Raw genomic sequence first — 15094 nt, 5'->3', positions numbered from 1 at the left:
ATAGGAAGCAACACATATAAACTGCGGCGCTCGCTCCCCCCTGCATTTTCTGGTTTCGGCTCTTTTCGATATAGAGCCGTACATGAAGAGCCAAGCGCCCTGCTCCATGCGCAAGTTGCCACGCCCTGTCTTCACCGCCGCCTGCGTCCTGCTGCTGTGCTGCCATGCCCAGGCCGCCGACCTCACCGTCTCGGCAGCCGCGAGCCTCACCAACGCCTTTCGCGAACTGGCGCCGCTGTACGAGGCGCAGAACCCCGGCACCCGCGTGCTGCTGAACTTCGGCGCCTCGGGTGCATTGCTGCAGCAGATCGCCAAGGGTGCGCCGGCCGACGTGTTCGCCAGCGCCGACCAGGAGACCATGGACCAGGCTCAGGGCCAGTCGCTCATTGCCGCGTCCGAGCGGCGCAACTTCGTGTCGAACACGCTGGTGGTGGTCGTGCCGGCGGATGCCAAGGCCGCGCCGCGGAGCGTGAGCGAGCTCGTGCAGCCGGCCTATGCCCGCATCGCCATCGGCCTGCCCGCCAGCGTGCCGGTGGGGCGCTACACGAAAGGCCTGCTCGAACGAGCCGGGCTGTGGGGCGCCATCGAGCCGAAGGTGATCGGCGCCCAGAACGTGCGGCAGGCGCTCGACTACGTGGCGCGCGGCGAGGTCGATGCGGGCTTCGTGTACGGCACCGATGCGGCGGCGCTGCCCGGCAGGGTGAAGGTCGCGCTCACCGTGCCAACCGAGGTGCCGGTGCTCTACCCCATTGCGCCGGTGGCCGGCAGCGCCCAGGCAGCGCAGGCGCGCAGCTTCGTGGCCTTCATGCTGTCGCCGCCCGCGCAGGCCGTGCTGGCGCGGCACGGCTTCGGCAAGCCCTGAGCGGCCCTCCCCGATGGAAGGCGCCTGGGCCGCACTCGCACTGACGCTCAAGGTGGCCGGCTGGGCCACCCTCATCAACCTCGTGCTCGGCGTGGCCGTGGGCTGGTGGCTGGCCCGGGCACGCCTGCGCGGGCGCGACGTGATCGACGCCCTGCTCACCCTGCCGATGGTGCTGCCGCCCACGGTGCTGGGCTACTACCTGCTGGTGCTGATCGGCAAGCGCGGCGCCATCGGCGGCTGGCTGCATTCGACCTTCGGCATCAACCTCATCTTCACCTGGCAGGGCGCGGTGATCGCCGCCACCATCGTGGCCTTCCCGCTGATCTTCAAGTCGGCGCGCGCGGCCTTCGAGGCGGTGGATCCGCAACTGGAGCAGGCCGCGCGCGTGCTGGGCCTGGGCGAGATGGCAGTGTTCTTCCGCGTCACGCTGCCGCTGGCCTGGCGCGGCGTATTGGCAGGCGCGCTGCTGGCCTTCGCGCGGGCCACCGGCGAGTTCGGCGCCACGCTCATGGTGGCGGGCAGCATCCCCGGCAAGACGCAGACGCTCGCGGTGGCCGTGTACGAGGCGGTGCAGGCCGGCCAGGACGACGTGGCCAACTTCCTGGTGCTGGTCACTTCGGTCACCTGCGTGGCCGTGCTGCTGGCCGCCGGCTGGCTGGCGCCCGGCCGCGTGGCGGCCGACACCGGGCGGTCGAGGAGGTAGCGCGATGGTGTGGCATGTCGACGTGCAGCGGCGGTTCGAGCACGGCAAGCGCCGCTTCGATCTGCACGTGGCCTTCGCGAGTGCCGCGCAGCGGCTGGTGCTGTTCGGCGCGTCGGGCGCCGGCAAGAGCCAGACGCTGAAGATCATCGCCGGCCTCACCGAGCCGGACACCGGCCATGTGCGCCTGAACGGCGAGGTGCTGGTCGACCGCGGGCGCGGCATCGACGTGCCGGCGCGGCATCGCCGGCTGGCCTATGTGTTCCAGGACTACGCGCTCTTTCCGCACCTCACCGTGCTGCAGAACATCGCCTTCGGCGTGCACCTCGGCTGGTTCAACGCGCGCCGGCACGAGCACCACGAGGCGGTACAGCGCTGGCTGCGCACCTTCGAGCTCGAGCCGGTGGCGCACCACTACCCCGAGCAGCTGTCGGGCGGGCAGCGCCAGCGCACCGCACTGGCCCGCGCGCTGGTGGCCAGGCCGCGCGCCCTGCTGCTGGACGAACCTTTCGCCGCCCTCGACCCGGCCCTGCGCGCCCGCCTGCGCGACGAACTGGCCGACCTGCAGGCGGCGCTCGACATCCCGCTGGTGCTCATCTCCCACGACGAGGCCGACGTGCGGCGGCTGGGCGACGACGTGCTCGAGATGCGCGACGGGCAGGTGGTCGGCCAGGGCGGCCGGCACGAGTTGCCGTCGCATGCTTCGGCTTGACGAGGGACGGCACCGTGGCACGCAAGAAGTCCAAGGGCGAAGCGATCGAGCTGCAGGGTTCGGTGTGGATGAACATGGGCGGCCAGACGCTGGGAGGCAGCAGCCGCATCGAGCTGCTGCGCGCCATCGGCGAACACGGCTCCATCACCCAGGCTGCGCGGGCGGTGGGCATGAGCTACAAGGCCGCCTGGGATGCGGTCGACGCGATGAACAACCTCGCGGGCGTGCCGCTGGTGGAGCGCTGCAGCACCGGAGGCCGCGGCGGCGGCTCGCGGCTCACCGAGCGCGGCAGGCAGCTGGCCGAACGCTTCGTGCAGATCGAGTCGGCCCACCGGCGTTTCGTGCAACTGCTCAGCAGCGAGGCGACCGACCTGTCGCAGGACTTCAACCTGCTGAGGATGTTGAACATGAAGACCAGCGCACGCAACCAGTTCGCCGGCACGGTGAGCGGCTACCGTGCCGGCTCGGTGAACGACGAGGTCGAGCTCACCCTGCCCGGCGGCGCCCGCATCGTGGCGATCATGACCCGCGAAAGCACCGAGCAGCTCGGGCTCACGCTGGGCGCCAGCGCCTTTGCGCTCATCAAGGCGTCGTCGATCATCGTGGCCACCGAACTCGGCGGCGCCCGGCTGTCGGCCCGCAATCAGCTCGCCGGCACGGTGCTCGCGGTGCACCCCGGCGCGGTGAATGCCGACGTGGTGATCGACATCGGCGGCGGCAACAGCATCGCCGCGGTGGTCACCCTGGCCAGCCTGCAGGCCATGCGGCTGGAGGCTGGCATGGCCGCCACCGCGCTCTTCAAGGCGTCGAGCGTGATCCTGGGCGCCATGGCCTGACCCGGGCCGGCTTCAGGCAAAAAAATGCCAGCGGCAAGACGCCGCTGGCTTCAAGGGTCGTGTGGACTGGCTGCGCATCATACTGTATGTTCGTACAGCATCAAGCGCTGCGGCAGAGATGCCTGCCGAACGTTCAGGCCGCGGCGGCGGGTAGGCTCAGCACGAAGCAGCTGCCCGGCGCCGGCTGGCGCGCCTCGCAGCGCACGTGCCCGCCATGCCGGTCGGCGATCTGCCGCACGAGGCTCAAGCCCAGCCCCACGCCGCCGGCGTGTTCGGCATGGCCGGGCAGGCGGTAGAACGGCTCGAAGATCCGCTCGCGCTGGTCCGCCGGCACGCCTGGCCCGCGGTCGCTCACGCGGAGCTCCACCTGGCCGGCGCCGGCCCGCCGCACCGTGATCTCGGGCGCCTCGCTGCCGCCGTAGCGGCGGGCGTTCTCGAGCAGGTTGCGCAGGGCCCGGCGCAGCAGCCGCTCCTCCCCTTGCACCAGCACTGCCTCGCCGTCGAGCACCGCATCCACCCGCGCGGCCTCCTCTGCGGCCAGGCCCAGCAGGTCGACCGGCTCACGCTCCACGCCCGTACGCGCGTCGAGCCGGCTGGCCAGCAGCACTTCGTCGATCAGCACGTCGAGTTCGCGGATGTCGCGATCGATCTCCTGCCTGAGCTTGTCCCGCCGCTCGGGCGGGGCGCCGTCCATCATGCCGACGGCCATCTTGAGCCGTGCCAGCGGAGACCGCAACTCATGGCTGGCGTTGGCCAGCAGCGAGCGGTTGGCCCGCACCAGCTGCTCCACGCGTTCGGCGGCGTCGTTGAAGCTGGCAGCCACCTCGGCCACCTCGTCGCGGCCGTCCACCGGCACTCGGTGGCTCAGTTGGCCGGCACCGAAGGTCTGCACGCCGCGCTTCAGGGCCTCGAGCCGGCGGGTGAGGCGGCGCACCACCGGGTAGGCACCGGCCGCCACCGCCACGAACAGCACGATCAGCGTCACCACGAGGCCCGCCCCGCCGCCGAACAGGATGGGCGGCAGCGGGAAGCCGGAGCCGCCCGCGTCGCGCTGCGGCTCCGGCGGGCGGTCGCCGTCGAACGGCGGGCGACCCCCGGGGGGCTGCGGTTGCGGGCCGGCTTCGCGCATGATGCGCGGCCCGCCGCGCCAGATCCACAAGGCCCGCCCGTCGGACAGCGCGATGCGCTGCGCGCGCCTGGGCATGCCGCCCAGCTCGGCCTCGCGCCGCGAGAACAGCTCGGAGGTGGCGATGCGCTTGCCTTGTTCGTTGTCGAGCGCCAGTGCCATGCGCAGCCGCTGCGACCATTCGAGCACCGCGGCCCGCTGCTCCGCTTCGGGCGCGTCGGCGGGCGGCAGGCTGTTTTCGATGAGCGCCGCCCAGGCCGCCGTGCGTTCGGACACCTGGCTCTGGAAGGTCTCGCGCTCCTGCTCGATGTTGCGCTTGACCACCCAGCCGGCCACCAGCGCAAACGCCAGCAGCACCGCCACGACGGTGATGTAGATGCGCAGGTACAGCGAGTTCATGCCGCAGCAGGCGCCACGTCGACCGCCGACGAGAAGAAGGCGCCGGCCACCAGGCCGACCAGCAGCGCAGCCGTCATGCCTCGGCGGCCTCGCTGTCCTGCTTCTTGGCGAACACGTAGCCCACGCCGCGCACGGTCAGGATGCGCCGCGGGTTCTTCGGGTCGTCCTCGATGGCGGCGCGGATGCGCGAGACATGCACGTCGATCGAGCGGTCGAAGGCTTCGAGCGGGTGGCCCTTGAGCGCATCCATGATCTGGTCGCGGCTCAGCACGCGGCCGGGGCTTTGCGCCAGCACGAGCAGCAGGTCGAACTGGTAGCTCGTCAGCTCGCAGGGCTTGCCGGCCAGGCGGGCCTGGCGCTCGCCGAGGTCGATCTCGAGCCGGCCGAAACGCAGCACGTCGTCGTCGCCCTGCGCCGGCGACGCGCGCCGCAGCAGCGCCTTCAGCCGCGCCAGCAGCTCGCGCGGCTCGAAGGGCTTGGGCAGGTAGTCGTCGGCCCCGAGCTCGAGGCCCACGATGCGGTCCATCGGCTCGCCCCGCGCGGTGAGCATGAGCAGCGGCAGGTGCCGGGTGCGCGGGCTGGCGCGCAGCTCGCGGGTGAGGTCGAGGCCGTCGCCGTCGGGCAGCATCAGGTCGAGCAGCAGCGCATCGAAGGTGTCGCGCGCCAGCCTCTCGCGGCCGGCGGCCAGCGAGGGCGCCACGTCGACGTCGAAGCCCGCGCCTCGCAGGTAGTCGCCCACCATGCCGGTCAGGCGCAGGTCGTCGTCGATCAGCAGGACACGTGCAGTCATGGGCGGAACCGTGGCTGAAAAAACGCGCCCCGGGGCCGGAATGACGCGGGGCGGAAAGCTGGAGTCAAGCATAAGCGAGGAAGAAGCGGCAAAGGCCGCATGCCTTGCGGCACGCGGCCTGCGTGGCCCAGGTCAGCGGGTCGGGCGGTCGAGATCCTGACGCTCGCGCATGTGGCGCTGCATCATGTCGCGCCGCTGCTTCATGCGCTCGGCCAGCTGCGTGCGCTGCTCGGGCGTGAGCACCCGGCTGATGTCGAGCATGGCCTGCATCACCCGCCGGGACGCCTGGTCGTGCTGGCCGAGCATCTGCTGGCGCAGAGACTCGGCGGCGTTGGCGTCGACCGTCGGGCTGGTGAACAGCGCGGCGGCACGGTCGCGCAGGCCCTGGCCGGCTTCCCGTTGAGCCTTCAGGTCGGCGGCGGCCGCGGTGACGATCTGCTTGACCTGGGTGCGTTGCGCCTCGGTGGCATTCACGTCGCGCAGCATGTGGTCGACCAGACGGCTAACGCGCTCGGGCGAGCCGGCGAACATGCCGGGGCCGCCAAAGCCGGCCATGCCCGGTCCGTGATGGCCGCCGCCATGGGCCCAGGCCGCCAGGCCGATGGAACCCGCCAGCCCGATGACCACGGCCGCGACATAACGACGCATGCCGGACTTCGGTTGCATTGGAGAAGAGGTCATGTGAACTCCTTGGGTAGCGGACAGGGTCTGTCCATGGCGTTCACTGTCGGCCAGGGGGGTATCGCCGGTGTGGGGTGGCGGTAAAGAACTGTGTAGGTGGAGCCCCCCGCCGGCGGCCCTCAGGCGGTTCCCTGCATTGCCCGCGGTCGAGATTCGCTCAGCCTCTGACGAACCGCACCAGCCTGCGGCGCCAGGCGAAGGCCGGGTTGCCGCTGCGCACTTCCGCCTGCAGCACCTGCCCGGTGCGGCGCTCGACCACGAGCCAGCCTTCGATGCCCTCGCTGCCCGCGGCCGGGGTTTGCGTGTCCCGCACATTCGAGGGCACATGGCCCTGCAGTTCGATGCGCGCCGCCTCGAAGCGGCGGCCTTCCAGCTCATGCGTCAACAAGGCGGTGACGCGCCCTTCGATGCGGCCGACGCCGTCCTGCACGTCACCAGTGCCGACCTCGCCTTCGAGCTGCTGCCCCGGCACCGCATCGGCCCGCAGGAAGCGCAGCAGGCGCAAGCCCATGACCGCACCCGAGCGCCAGTTGCCGGCGGCATCGGTGGTCCACCGCATCGTCTCGTCGCCGCTCACGTATTCCAGGCGGCCCGGCTTCACCTTGCGCAGCCGCCACTCGATGCGGCCGGCGGGCTGGCCGGAGATCGGCTCGAAGTCCTGGTAGGTGTAGCGGTCCCCGGCAGCCGGCAGGCCTCGGTGCACGCCGTCGTCCGGCAGCTTCGGCACGTCGGGTGCCTCGTCGCGAGCGCATGGCTTGCTCGCCATCGCCTGCAGCAAGGCCTCGTGCTCCCCCTTGAGCAGGGCCAGCTCGGCGGCCTGCTGCTCGTTGCCGCGCATGACCATCAGCGCCGGCCAGAAGGCCATGACGCCCAGGCCCAGGGCAATGAAGTTGTTGCCGCGCTGCGCGTCCACCGCGAACGCCAGGTCCTCGACCTGCTGCTCCACGCCGTCGAGCGCGCCTCGCAGCTGGTTGCATGACAGGGCCAGGAGCGGCTGCACGGCCGTGGGCGCGGGCGCCACCTGGTCGGAGCGCACGGCGCAGCCGGCCAGGAGGCCGGCGCAGGCAAGCAGAAGGAAGGGAGAAGCCGGCAGCACGCGCGCGATTGTGCCGGCAGCGCCGACGGCCCCGCTCAGGCCGGGTCGTCCACCGGCCGGGGCGACAGGACGCCGGCTGAGCGCACCGCATCGGCGGCAGCCGGCTCGACGCCGGCATGGCGCGCGCTAGCGGCCGCGCCGGCCGGCGGCGGCGCGGCGAAGCGCAACACCACGCTGAAGCCACGACCGCCGAGGCCGCGACCGACCTCGATGCGGGCACCGTGCAGCTGGGCGATGCGCGACACCAGCGAAAGCCCCACGCCGCTGCCCCGCCCGCCGGCGCCGGGCACCCGGTAGAAGCGGTCGAAGATGCGCTCGTATTCGGCTTCGGGCACGCCCGGGCCGTCGTCGGCCACCTTGAGCAGGACCTCGCCGTCCTGCGACCCGCACGACACCTGCACGCGGCCGCCCACGCCGCTGTAGCGCAAGGCGTTGTCCACGAGGTTGCGCACCAGGATGCCCAGCGAATCGATGTCGCCGACGATTTCGCACACCTCCAGGTCGAGCGCGATGCGCTGCTGCTTCTGCTGGGCCGACAGCTCGAAGTCGCGCACCACCACCTCGATCACCTCGTACAAGCCGATGCGGCGCTCGCTGTCGAGCGTGCGGCCCTGGTCGAGCCGGGCCAGGTCGAGCAGCTGCTCGGCCAGCCGGGCGCTGCGCTGCACCACCGCGTTCAGGCGGATCAGCGCATCGCGGCCGTCCTGCGGGTCCTTGGCGTCAAGCGCGAGCTGCGTGTGCGCCAGCAGCGCCGCCAGCGGCGTGCGCAGCTCGTGCGCGGCATCGGCGATGAAGCGCCGCTCGCCCTGCACCGAGGTGTCGAGCCGCTGCATCAGCCGGTTGAACGACTCCACCAGGGGCGCCACCTCCTCGGGCAGGTCGACGCTGGGCAGCGGCTTGAGATCGAGCGCATGGCGCTGCTGGATGGCGTCCTGCACCTTGGTGACCGGGCGCAGCGACCAGCAGATCACGAACCAGAGCACCGCCGCCAGCAGGCCACCGACCAGCAGTGCCGCGACCAGGCTCAGCTTGATCCAGCGCGCCAGCTCTGCATGCAGCTGCTCGTGCGTGCGCCCGACCTGCACGACGATGCGGCCGCTCGAGTCGCCGATGCTGTAGACGCGCCACGAGTGGCCGTCGATCTCGGCATCGGCAAAACCATCCTGGAAGTCGGCCCGCAACGGCACCGTGGGCGCTCCGGGCGAGCGGAAGGCGCTCTGGCCGGAGCGCGTCCAGACCTGGAAGCTCGCCTTCTCGCCGCGGAATGCACGCTCGGCCAGGCTCATCCGCCGCAGCGGCGTGTCGGCCGCGCTCTTCTCGCCGGGCGGCAGGCGGAACGACCGAGACGCGGTGGTGACCTGGTCCACGTTGTCGGGCAGCGACAGCAGGATCTGCTGCGCGATCAGGCGCAGGGAGCTGTCCCACCAGCCCGTCTGCTGCCGGTTGAGCATCATGCTCTGGCAACCGAACCACACGGCCCAGAACGACAGCAGCACCACCAGCAGCGCCACCAGCAGCCGGCCGCGCAGCGAGCGGGGCATCCAGCGCAGCAGCATGGAACCGGGACAGGATTCGCTGGCGGCAGCAGGGTCGCGACTCTTCATGCCGGGCGCTCCTCGCCGATGCGATAGCCGAAACCATGCACGGTGGCGATCAGCTCGTCGCCGAGCTTGCGGCGCAGCTGGTGCACGTACACCGCGATGGTGTTGCTTTCGATGTTGCTGGTACCGCCATACACCGCGTCTTCGAGCTGGGCACGGGTGACCACCCAGCCGCGCCGCTCCATCAGCGCGAGCAGCGTGCGGTATTCGTTGACGCTCAGCGTGACCGGCTCGCCCGCGCGCGTCACGCTGCGACGCGCCGGATCGACCACCACGTCGCCCTGCGTCAGCATCGGCGACACGCGGCCCTGGCTGCGCCGCACCACGGCACGCAGCCGCGCACTCAGCTCGTCGAGCTGGAACGGCTTGACCACGTAGTCGTCTGCACCGGCATCGAGCCCCGCGATGCGGTCGCTGAGCTGGTCGCGTGCCGTGACGATGAGCACCGGCGTCGCGTCGTAGCGGGCTCGCATGGCCTGGAGCACGCCGATGCCCGAACCGTTGGGCAGGCCGAGGTCGAGCAGCACCGCGCCGAAACCATGCTCGCTGCTCAGGGCTAGGCGAGCCGCGCCGGCATCGTTGACCCAATCGACACGGTAGCCGTCGCGATGCAGACCGGCCTTCACCGCTTGCGCCAGCATCTCGTCGTCCTCGACCAGCAACAGGTTCATCGTGCCTCTACTTTTCTTTGCAGACGTGATTGTGCGGCCGCTGCCGGCACGCTGCGAAGTGTGAATTTGCGCGTTTAAAGAGTTCTTAAGCACACGGCAAAGAGTTCTTAAACGCAGGCCCGAAGAATGCGCCGCAACGACGGCTCGACACACGAGCCCATCACCCGCAAAGCGGAGGCGCAGATGCTCAACTCATCGGTGAACGATCGGCAGACACAACCCGGCGCACGAGCCGTGCTCGCGCCGTGGCCGGCCGGGCAAGACCCTGCCGAGCTCACGACGAAGCCGCTCGACAACGTGCCGCCGGCAGCGCCGGACGGCAGCCACACGCATGAAACCCTGCACAACCTGCACCTCGTGGCCATGAAGGCCGGCAAGGCGCATCAGGTGGTGCAGGTGGGCGACGCCGAAGAGCTGTTGTGGGAAGCATCGCGCGAACGCGTGGTGCAGCGCTTCTTCCCGGCCGGCGGCGAGCTGCGCGCCATGCTGGGCGCCGACGGGAAGCCGCGGGCCTGGTGGCAGCGTCATGTGGGCCTGCCCCTGCGCGGCAGCAAGGCCTATCGACTGCCCTACGCCATACCGAACCTCTCGGTGCATGCGATCGACACCGACCGCCGCCGCGGCCGCGCCGCTCAGCATGCGCTGCAGGCCTTCTTTGCCGAGACCTTCATCGACGACCTCGCCGTCGTTGCCGACGCCGACCCGTTCGAGTACCGGCGCGGCCTGCTGCCCGCCGGCTCGCGCCAGCGCCGCGTGCTCGAGGAGGCGGCACGCCGCGCCGGATGGGGCACGCCGCTGGCAGCCGGTCGTGGCCGCGGCATCGCGCTGGTCGAAAGCGAAGGCGCACTGGCTGCCGAGGTGGTGGAAGCGTCGCTCGACGAGCGCGGCCGCCTGCTCGTGCATCGCATCACCGCGGTGCTAGACAACGGCGACACCGAGCCTCAGGCCTCCGGCGCACTGCAGGCCGAGGTGGCCTTGCTGATGGGCCTCGACGCCGCGCTGGCCCACCCGGTGCCGCCGGCCCTGCGCCCCGCCATCGACCTGCATTTCGTGCGCAGCAGCGCGCCGGCTTGCGAGCAGCACGAGACCGCGCTGCCTGCGGTGGCGCCGGCGCTGGCCAACGCCCTGTTTGCCGCGAGCGGCGAGCGCCAACACGCGCTGCCGCTCGCCCATCCGACAGCCCAGGTGCACTCCGGCCGCGCGCCGGCGGCGCTCCTGAGTCTGTGAACGCCGCGGTCTACGGCGTCCATGTTGTTGTTCTCGTTTGCCCCCTTGAGTCCTCGCCCCCTCAGCGAAAGAAAGGAAAGTCATGAACAAGCTGTTTGTCACCACGGCACTGGCCGCAGCCACGCTGCTGCCGCTGGCTGCCCAGGCCCAGGAGACCAAACCCGCGGCGAAACCGCTCACCCGGGCGGAAGTGGTCGCCGAACTTCAGCGCGCCCGCGCCAGCGGTGAATACGACATGCTGCATGCCGACACGCCCGACCCGCTGGGCCGCGGTCCGCAGCCTGTCTACACCAGCTGGGAAGCCTGGCGCGCCGCCAAGGCGGCCGAGCAGGGCCAGAAGCAGGCCCAGGCTCCCCGGCAGTAGGCCAACCCGTTTCTTGTCTCCAGGTTGAACCTTGGGCCCCGCTTGACGGGGCCTTTTTGTTGCCCCGGCGGGCCCGAAGCAGAATTCCGGCCGCATGAGCACTCCCTCCCCGGCGGCCAACCGCCGCACCTTCCTTGCACAGACCCTCGCCGCCACCGGTCTCCTGACGCTGGCGCCGGCGGCGCCGATGGCCGCGCCGGTGCTGGTGGTGGGCAACGTCACCGACCTGCATGCGGTGGAAGTGGTTCGCATCGAGGCGCCGCGCACCGCGGCCGAGATATCGACCTTGGTGACCGCCTGGCCCGGCCGCGTGGCGGTGGGCGGCGGACGCTACAGCATGGGCGGCCAGATCGGGGTGCAGGGCGGCCTGCACATCGACATGCGCCGCATGAACCGCCTCGTCTGGCTGCGCCCCGACGACCGGGCCGTGCGGGTGGAAGCCGGCATGCGCTGGCGCGAACTGCAGGCGCTCATCGATCCGCTGGCTCTGGCGGTGAAGACGATGCAGAGCTATTCGAACTTCACCGTGGGCGGCTCGGTTTCGGTGAACGCGCACGGGCGCTACGTCGGGCACGGGCCGATCGCCAACACGGTACGGGCACTGCAGCTCGTGCTGGCCGACGGCACCGTCACCGAGGCCAGCCGCGAGCACCGTGCGGAACTGTTCCGCGCGGCCATCGGAGGCTATGGTGCAGTGGGGGTCATCACCGAGGTGGAGCTCGACCTGGCCGGCAATGTGCGCATCGAACGCAGCGTCGAGCAAGTGCCGCTCGAGCACTATGTGGAGCACTTCAACGCCCGGGTTCTCGCCGATCCGCAGTCGGTGCTGCACAACGCCGACCTGCTGCCGCCCGCCTTCGACACGCCGGTGAGCGTCACCTGGCGACGCGCGGCGGGCGACAGGCCGCTCACCGAATCGGCGCGGCTGGTGCCCCGCGACGCGAGATACGGGCTTGAGCAGAACGCCATCTGGGTCATGACCGAGCTGCCCGGCGGCCGTACCCTGCGCAAGTCGGTGGTCCACCCGATGCTGAACAGCAAGCCCGCGGTCAAGTGGCTGAACCATGAGGCCAGCCTAGACGTGGCCGAGCTCGAGCCGCGCACGCGTGCCATCTCCACCTACGTGCTGCAGGAGTACTTCATTCCGCCGCGGCACTTCCTTTCCTTCGCGCAGGCGATGGGCCGCGTGCTGCAGGACGATGACGTCGAAGCCTTGAACGTCTCGATCCGGCATGCACCCGCCGACCGTGTTTCGCTGCTGCCCTGGGCGCGCGAGGACGTGTTCTGTTTCGTCGTCTACTTCAAGCAGCGCAAGACCGCCAAGGCCCAGGAGACCGTGCGGCGCTGGACGCGGGCGCTGATCGACCTGGCCCTGCGCCATGAAGGCCGCTACTACCTGCCCTACCAGTTGCACGCAACCCGGGAGCAGTTCGAGCAGGCCTATCCGGAGGCGGCGCGGCTGCGAAGCCTCAAGCACCACGTGGACCCCGAGGGCAAGTTCAGCAACGAGCTCTGGCGCAACTACCTCTGAGGCCTCGTCGCCGCACCGCTTCCTCGCCGGACCAAGCAGCCTGGGCGACCATTGCCAGGCTCCAGCACAGCCAGCCCGACCACAAGGCATGGCTGGGGAAGTGCGCCCCCCGCACGACCTGGACCCAGCCGGCCGCGGCGCCGGCCGCGAGGGTGGCCGCCAGCACGATCCAGGCGGCACAGGGGCGATACGGGCGCCACAGGAAGTACAGGCCGAAGAACGCAAATCCGCTCACCGCATGGCCCGACGGGAAGCAGCGACCCGGCCCCATGTCGGCCACGCCGGGCAGCCAGTGCGGCACGTACACCGCCCCGCCGCCGAACTCGGCCAGATCCCAGGGGCAGCTCGTGGCACTGAAGTGCTTGAGCAGCGGCACCAGCAGCATCGAGGCGGCGGTCACCAGCAGCCAGTACGCGCGTTGCGCCCGGGTGGGCCCCGGCACGATCGGGCGGGCGGCATCCCAGGCCTGCAACGCGAGCGCGCACGCGGCCAGCCAGCGCCCCCCTTCGTGCAGCAGTCCGCGGGTCCACCAGGCGTCGCGCAGCGCGAAGCCATGGGGGCCGCCATAGAGATGGGACAGCGGCAGGTCCCAGCGGCCGGCTTCCCACAGGAGCAAGGCCAGCAGCGTCACCACCGCGGCCAGCACTTCGCCGCGCACCACCTTGAGCGCAAGCCTCATGCCGGGTCGGCCACGCCGGCCGGGCGGCAGGCCTGCGTCAGGTCGAACGCCGCTTCATGCACAGAGGTGCGCACATCCAGCAGCCCGAGCAGCGTGTGGAACAGGTGGTCGTGGCTCACCGGCTGGCTGGCACGGCGCTGCAGCGCCGGCAGCAGGCAGCCGCGGCTCAGCCCGGCTGCAGCTTCGAAGCCGCTGCTGGTCCACGCGATCATCGGCACGCGCTTTTGCACCTCGGGCGCCACGGCGTACGGCATGCCGTGCAGGAAGAGTCCGTGCTCGCCGAGCGACTCGCCATGGTCGGATACGTAGACGAGTGCCGAGTCGACCTCGCCGGCATGCGCTCGCAGCTTGGCAATCGCGCCGGCGAGCACGTGGTCGGTGTAGAGCACCGAGTTGTCGTAGGCATTGGCCACTTCCTCGGCGCTGCAGCGGCGCAGGTCATCGTCGCGGCAGTCGGGCTGGAACTGGGCGAATGCGGGCGGGTAGCGCCGGAAGTACGACGGGCCGTGGCTGCCCAGCATATGGAAGACCCACAGTTGCGTGCCCTGCGCCTGCTGCAGACGTTCGTCCATGTCGTGCAGCAGGCCCTCGTCGAGGCAGTGCTCTTCGCCGCAGAGCCCCGGGGCGTTGCGAGATGACACCGTGTCACCGGGCAGGCCGTCGCACACGCCCTTGCAGCCGCTCTGGTTGTCGCGCCAATGCACCCGCACCCCCGCACGGTCGACCACGTGCAACAGCGACTGCTGGCCGCGGATGCGGTCTTCGTCGTAGTCGCGCCGGCCCACCGGCGCGAACATGCACGGCACCGAGACCTCGGTGTTGGTGCCGCACGAGCTCACCTGCGCAAAGTTGACCACCGGCAGTTGCGCGAGCTGCGGCGTGGTCTGGCGCGCATAGCCGGACAGCCCCCAGTTGGCGGCACGCGTGGTCTCGCCCACCACCAGCACGACCACCATCGGCTTGCGCCGGGCGGCCCACGAAGCACCGGTTGCTGCATCGAGCCCGATGGGCTGGCGGGGCTTCGCCGCCTTGCGCGCGTCAGCCGCCAGCACCGAACCGGCCGACCACAGGTAGTTGCCCGGCGTGACGAGATAGCGCACCTCGTGGTGGTTGCGCAGCAGCGCCGCGAGCGGCTGGAACACCGAAAGCATCGTGCCGGCCAGCACCACCGTGAGCATCACGAGCCAGGCGAGGCGACGGCCGACCGCCGGCAGCCACGGCTTGCGAACCACCCGCACCCGCCACAGCAGCAGCCAGGGCAGCCCGGCGTACAGGAGCAGGTGCCAGGCAAGGTCGGCATTGAGCAGCTCGCCGGCTTCGGCCGTGTCGGTGCGCAGCACGTTGCGCAGCATCGACGGATCGAGCACCACGCCGAAGGCGCCCATGTAGTACGCCGCCGCAGCGTTGGTCACGGCCAGCACGGCCAGCAGCGGCTTGACGGTCCAGCGGTTCGCCACCGCCAGCAGCAGCAGCGCATGCAGCGCGACCACCAGCGTGAAGATCGCGGCCGCAAAGCCCCAGGTGGCCGGCTCCGACCAGTCTCGCCCGCGCAGCGCCGCGGCATGCAGCGGCCGGTTCACCGCCAGCGCCCAGAACAGGCTCGCCCACAGCACCAGCTGCTCCACCGTCGCGTCGATGCGCCCGGCCCTCCAGCCGCTGTGCAGCCTTGACCATGTCGTTGATTCGGAATGATTCATCACACCACGCATTGCGCCGCAGCCGGCTGAAGTCAGCCTGAAGCGAACCTGAAGCCAGGCTGAAGCGCGGCGGTGGTACGGTTGCGGCCATTTGCATCTGCCACCACCCACCAGGAGAGACG

15 protein-coding genes are annotated in these 15094 nt (G+C 70.8%); 7 read left to right on the top strand and 8 right to left on the bottom strand.

What is annotated here, in order from left to right; genetic code table 11:
- The first annotated feature begins 82 nt into the window (after positions 1-82).
- Genes modA through E8D38_RS12760 form a run of 4 tightly spaced genes read left to right on the top strand, consistent with a single transcriptional unit; the run spans position 83 to position 3110 of the window.
- Positions 83-862, top strand: coding sequence for a molybdate ABC transporter substrate-binding protein (gene modA, locus E8D38_RS12775; protein WP_425462769.1), 780 nt, complete (start codon positions 83-85; stop codon positions 860-862).
- Between the two features lie 13 nt (positions 863-875).
- Positions 876-1565, top strand: coding sequence for a molybdate ABC transporter permease subunit (gene modB / locus E8D38_RS12770; protein WP_140630665.1), 690 nt, complete (start codon positions 876-878; stop codon positions 1563-1565).
- 4 nt (positions 1566-1569) lie between these two features.
- Entirely contained in the window at positions 1570-2274 is a 705-nt protein-coding gene (locus tag E8D38_RS12765; RefSeq protein ID WP_140630661.1) for an ATP-binding cassette domain-containing protein, read from the top strand.
- A gap of 14 nt (positions 2275-2288) precedes the next feature.
- Positions 2289-3110 carry a TOBE domain-containing protein gene (locus E8D38_RS12760; RefSeq protein WP_246099465.1) on the top strand — a complete coding sequence of 274 codons (822 nt, stop codon included), beginning with the start codon at positions 2289-2291 and terminating at the stop codon, positions 3108-3110.
- 133 nt (positions 3111-3243) lie between these two features.
- Here E8D38_RS12760 and E8D38_RS12755 read toward each other — a convergent pair whose 3' ends face one another.
- The 6 genes from E8D38_RS12755 to E8D38_RS12735 all read right to left on the bottom strand — a co-directional run bounded on the left by E8D38_RS12755 (position 3244) and on the right by E8D38_RS12735 (position 9474).
- Entirely contained in the window at positions 3244-4635 is a 1392-nt protein-coding gene (locus E8D38_RS12755; protein WP_140630658.1) for a sensor histidine kinase, read from the bottom strand.
- Between the two features lie 73 nt (positions 4636-4708).
- Positions 4709-5425 (bottom strand): winged helix-turn-helix domain-containing protein, encoded by a 717-nt coding sequence (locus tag E8D38_RS12750; protein WP_140630654.1) that lies wholly within the window; start codon positions 5423-5425, stop codon positions 4709-4711.
- A 132-nt stretch (positions 5426-5557) separates the two neighbouring features.
- On the bottom strand, positions 5558-6106 hold the full coding sequence (locus tag E8D38_RS28300) for a Spy/CpxP family protein refolding chaperone (RefSeq protein WP_181179107.1): 549 nt from the start codon (positions 6104-6106) through the stop codon (positions 5558-5560).
- A 157-nt stretch (positions 6107-6263) separates the two neighbouring features.
- On the bottom strand, positions 6264-7202 hold the full coding sequence (locus E8D38_RS28295) for a hypothetical protein (protein WP_181179106.1): 939 nt from the start codon (positions 7200-7202) through the stop codon (positions 6264-6266).
- A gap of 35 nt (positions 7203-7237) precedes the next feature.
- Entirely contained in the window at positions 7238-8806 is a 1569-nt protein-coding gene (locus tag E8D38_RS12740; RefSeq protein WP_140630646.1) for an ATP-binding protein, read from the bottom strand.
- On the bottom strand, positions 8803-9474 hold the full coding sequence (locus tag E8D38_RS12735; RefSeq protein ID WP_140630643.1) for a response regulator transcription factor: 672 nt from the start codon (positions 9472-9474) through the stop codon (positions 8803-8805). The genes E8D38_RS12740 and E8D38_RS12735 overlap by 4 nt, the downstream gene beginning before the upstream one ends.
- Before the next feature lie 126 nt (positions 9475-9600).
- Between E8D38_RS12735 and E8D38_RS12730 the strand changes: the two genes are divergently transcribed.
- From E8D38_RS12730 to E8D38_RS12720, 3 genes are all read left to right on the top strand, one after another.
- Entirely contained in the window at positions 9601-10701 is a 1101-nt protein-coding gene (locus E8D38_RS12730) for a hypothetical protein (protein WP_140630640.1), read from the top strand.
- An 82-nt stretch (positions 10702-10783) separates the two neighbouring features.
- Positions 10784-11065 carry a DUF4148 domain-containing protein gene (locus E8D38_RS12725; RefSeq protein ID WP_140630637.1) on the top strand — a complete coding sequence of 94 codons (282 nt, stop codon included), beginning with the start codon at positions 10784-10786 and terminating at the stop codon, positions 11063-11065.
- Positions 11066-11159: 94 nt separating this feature from the next.
- Positions 11160-12596 (top strand): FAD-binding oxidoreductase, encoded by a 1437-nt coding sequence (locus tag E8D38_RS12720; RefSeq protein ID WP_140630633.1) that lies wholly within the window; start codon positions 11160-11162, stop codon positions 12594-12596.
- Here E8D38_RS12720 and E8D38_RS12715 read toward each other — a convergent pair.
- The gene (locus E8D38_RS12715) at positions 12565-13275 is read right to left on the bottom strand and encodes a phosphatase PAP2 family protein (RefSeq protein ID WP_140630629.1); all 711 of its coding nucleotides are present in this window, start codon (positions 13273-13275) and stop codon (positions 12565-12567) included. The genes E8D38_RS12720 and E8D38_RS12715 overlap by 32 nt on opposite strands.
- A complete protein-coding gene (locus E8D38_RS12710; RefSeq protein ID WP_181179104.1) occupies positions 13272-14972 on the bottom strand; it encodes a phosphoethanolamine transferase in 1701 nt (566 codons plus the stop codon). The genes E8D38_RS12715 and E8D38_RS12710 overlap by 4 nt, the downstream gene beginning before the upstream one ends.
- Positions 14973-15094 lie beyond the last annotated feature (122 nt).

Source organism: Methylibium rhizosphaerae (assembly GCF_006386545.1).
In the GTDB taxonomy this organism is placed as follows: Bacteria; Pseudomonadota; Gammaproteobacteria; order Burkholderiales; family Burkholderiaceae_C; genus Pseudorivibacter; species Pseudorivibacter rhizosphaerae.
The sequence above is the reverse complement of the archived record's forward strand: the minus strand, read 5'-3'. Positions and strand labels throughout refer to the sequence as shown.

What these genes read in the sequence shown, in the direction of transcription:
- modA (WP_425462769.1), top strand. Translation starts at nt 83, where the DNA reads ATGAAGAGCCAAGCGCCCTGCTCCATGCGCAAGTTGCCACGCCCTGTC.
- modB (WP_140630665.1), top strand. Translation starts at nt 876, where the DNA reads ATGGAAGGCGCCTGGGCCGCACTCGCACTGACGCTCAAGGTGGCCGGC.
- E8D38_RS12765 (WP_140630661.1), top strand. Translation starts at nt 1,570, where the DNA reads ATGGTGTGGCATGTCGACGTGCAGCGGCGGTTCGAGCACGGCAAGCGC.
- E8D38_RS12755 (WP_140630658.1), bottom strand. Translation starts at nt 4,635, where the DNA reads ATGAACTCGCTGTACCTGCGCATCTACATCACCGTCGTGGCGGTGCTG.
- E8D38_RS12750 (WP_140630654.1), bottom strand. Translation starts at nt 5,425, where the DNA reads ATGACTGCACGTGTCCTGCTGATCGACGACGACCTGCGCCTGACCGGC.
- E8D38_RS28300 (WP_181179107.1), bottom strand. Translation starts at nt 6,106, where the DNA reads ATGACCTCTTCTCCAATGCAACCGAAGTCCGGCATGCGTCGTTATGTC.
- E8D38_RS12740 (WP_140630646.1), bottom strand. Translation starts at nt 8,806, where the DNA reads ATGAAGAGTCGCGACCCTGCTGCCGCCAGCGAATCCTGTCCCGGTTCC.
- E8D38_RS12735 (WP_140630643.1), bottom strand. Translation starts at nt 9,474, where the DNA reads ATGAACCTGTTGCTGGTCGAGGACGACGAGATGCTGGCGCAAGCGGTG.
- E8D38_RS12730 (WP_140630640.1), top strand. Translation starts at nt 9,601, where the DNA reads ATGCGCCGCAACGACGGCTCGACACACGAGCCCATCACCCGCAAAGCG.
- E8D38_RS12725 (WP_140630637.1), top strand. Translation starts at nt 10,784, where the DNA reads ATGAACAAGCTGTTTGTCACCACGGCACTGGCCGCAGCCACGCTGCTG.
- E8D38_RS12720 (WP_140630633.1), top strand. Translation starts at nt 11,160, where the DNA reads ATGAGCACTCCCTCCCCGGCGGCCAACCGCCGCACCTTCCTTGCACAG.
- E8D38_RS12715 (WP_140630629.1), bottom strand. Translation starts at nt 13,275, where the DNA reads ATGAGGCTTGCGCTCAAGGTGGTGCGCGGCGAAGTGCTGGCCGCGGTG.
- E8D38_RS12710 (WP_181179104.1), bottom strand. Translation starts at nt 14,972, where the DNA reads ATGAATCATTCCGAATCAACGACATGGTCAAGGCTGCACAGCGGCTGG.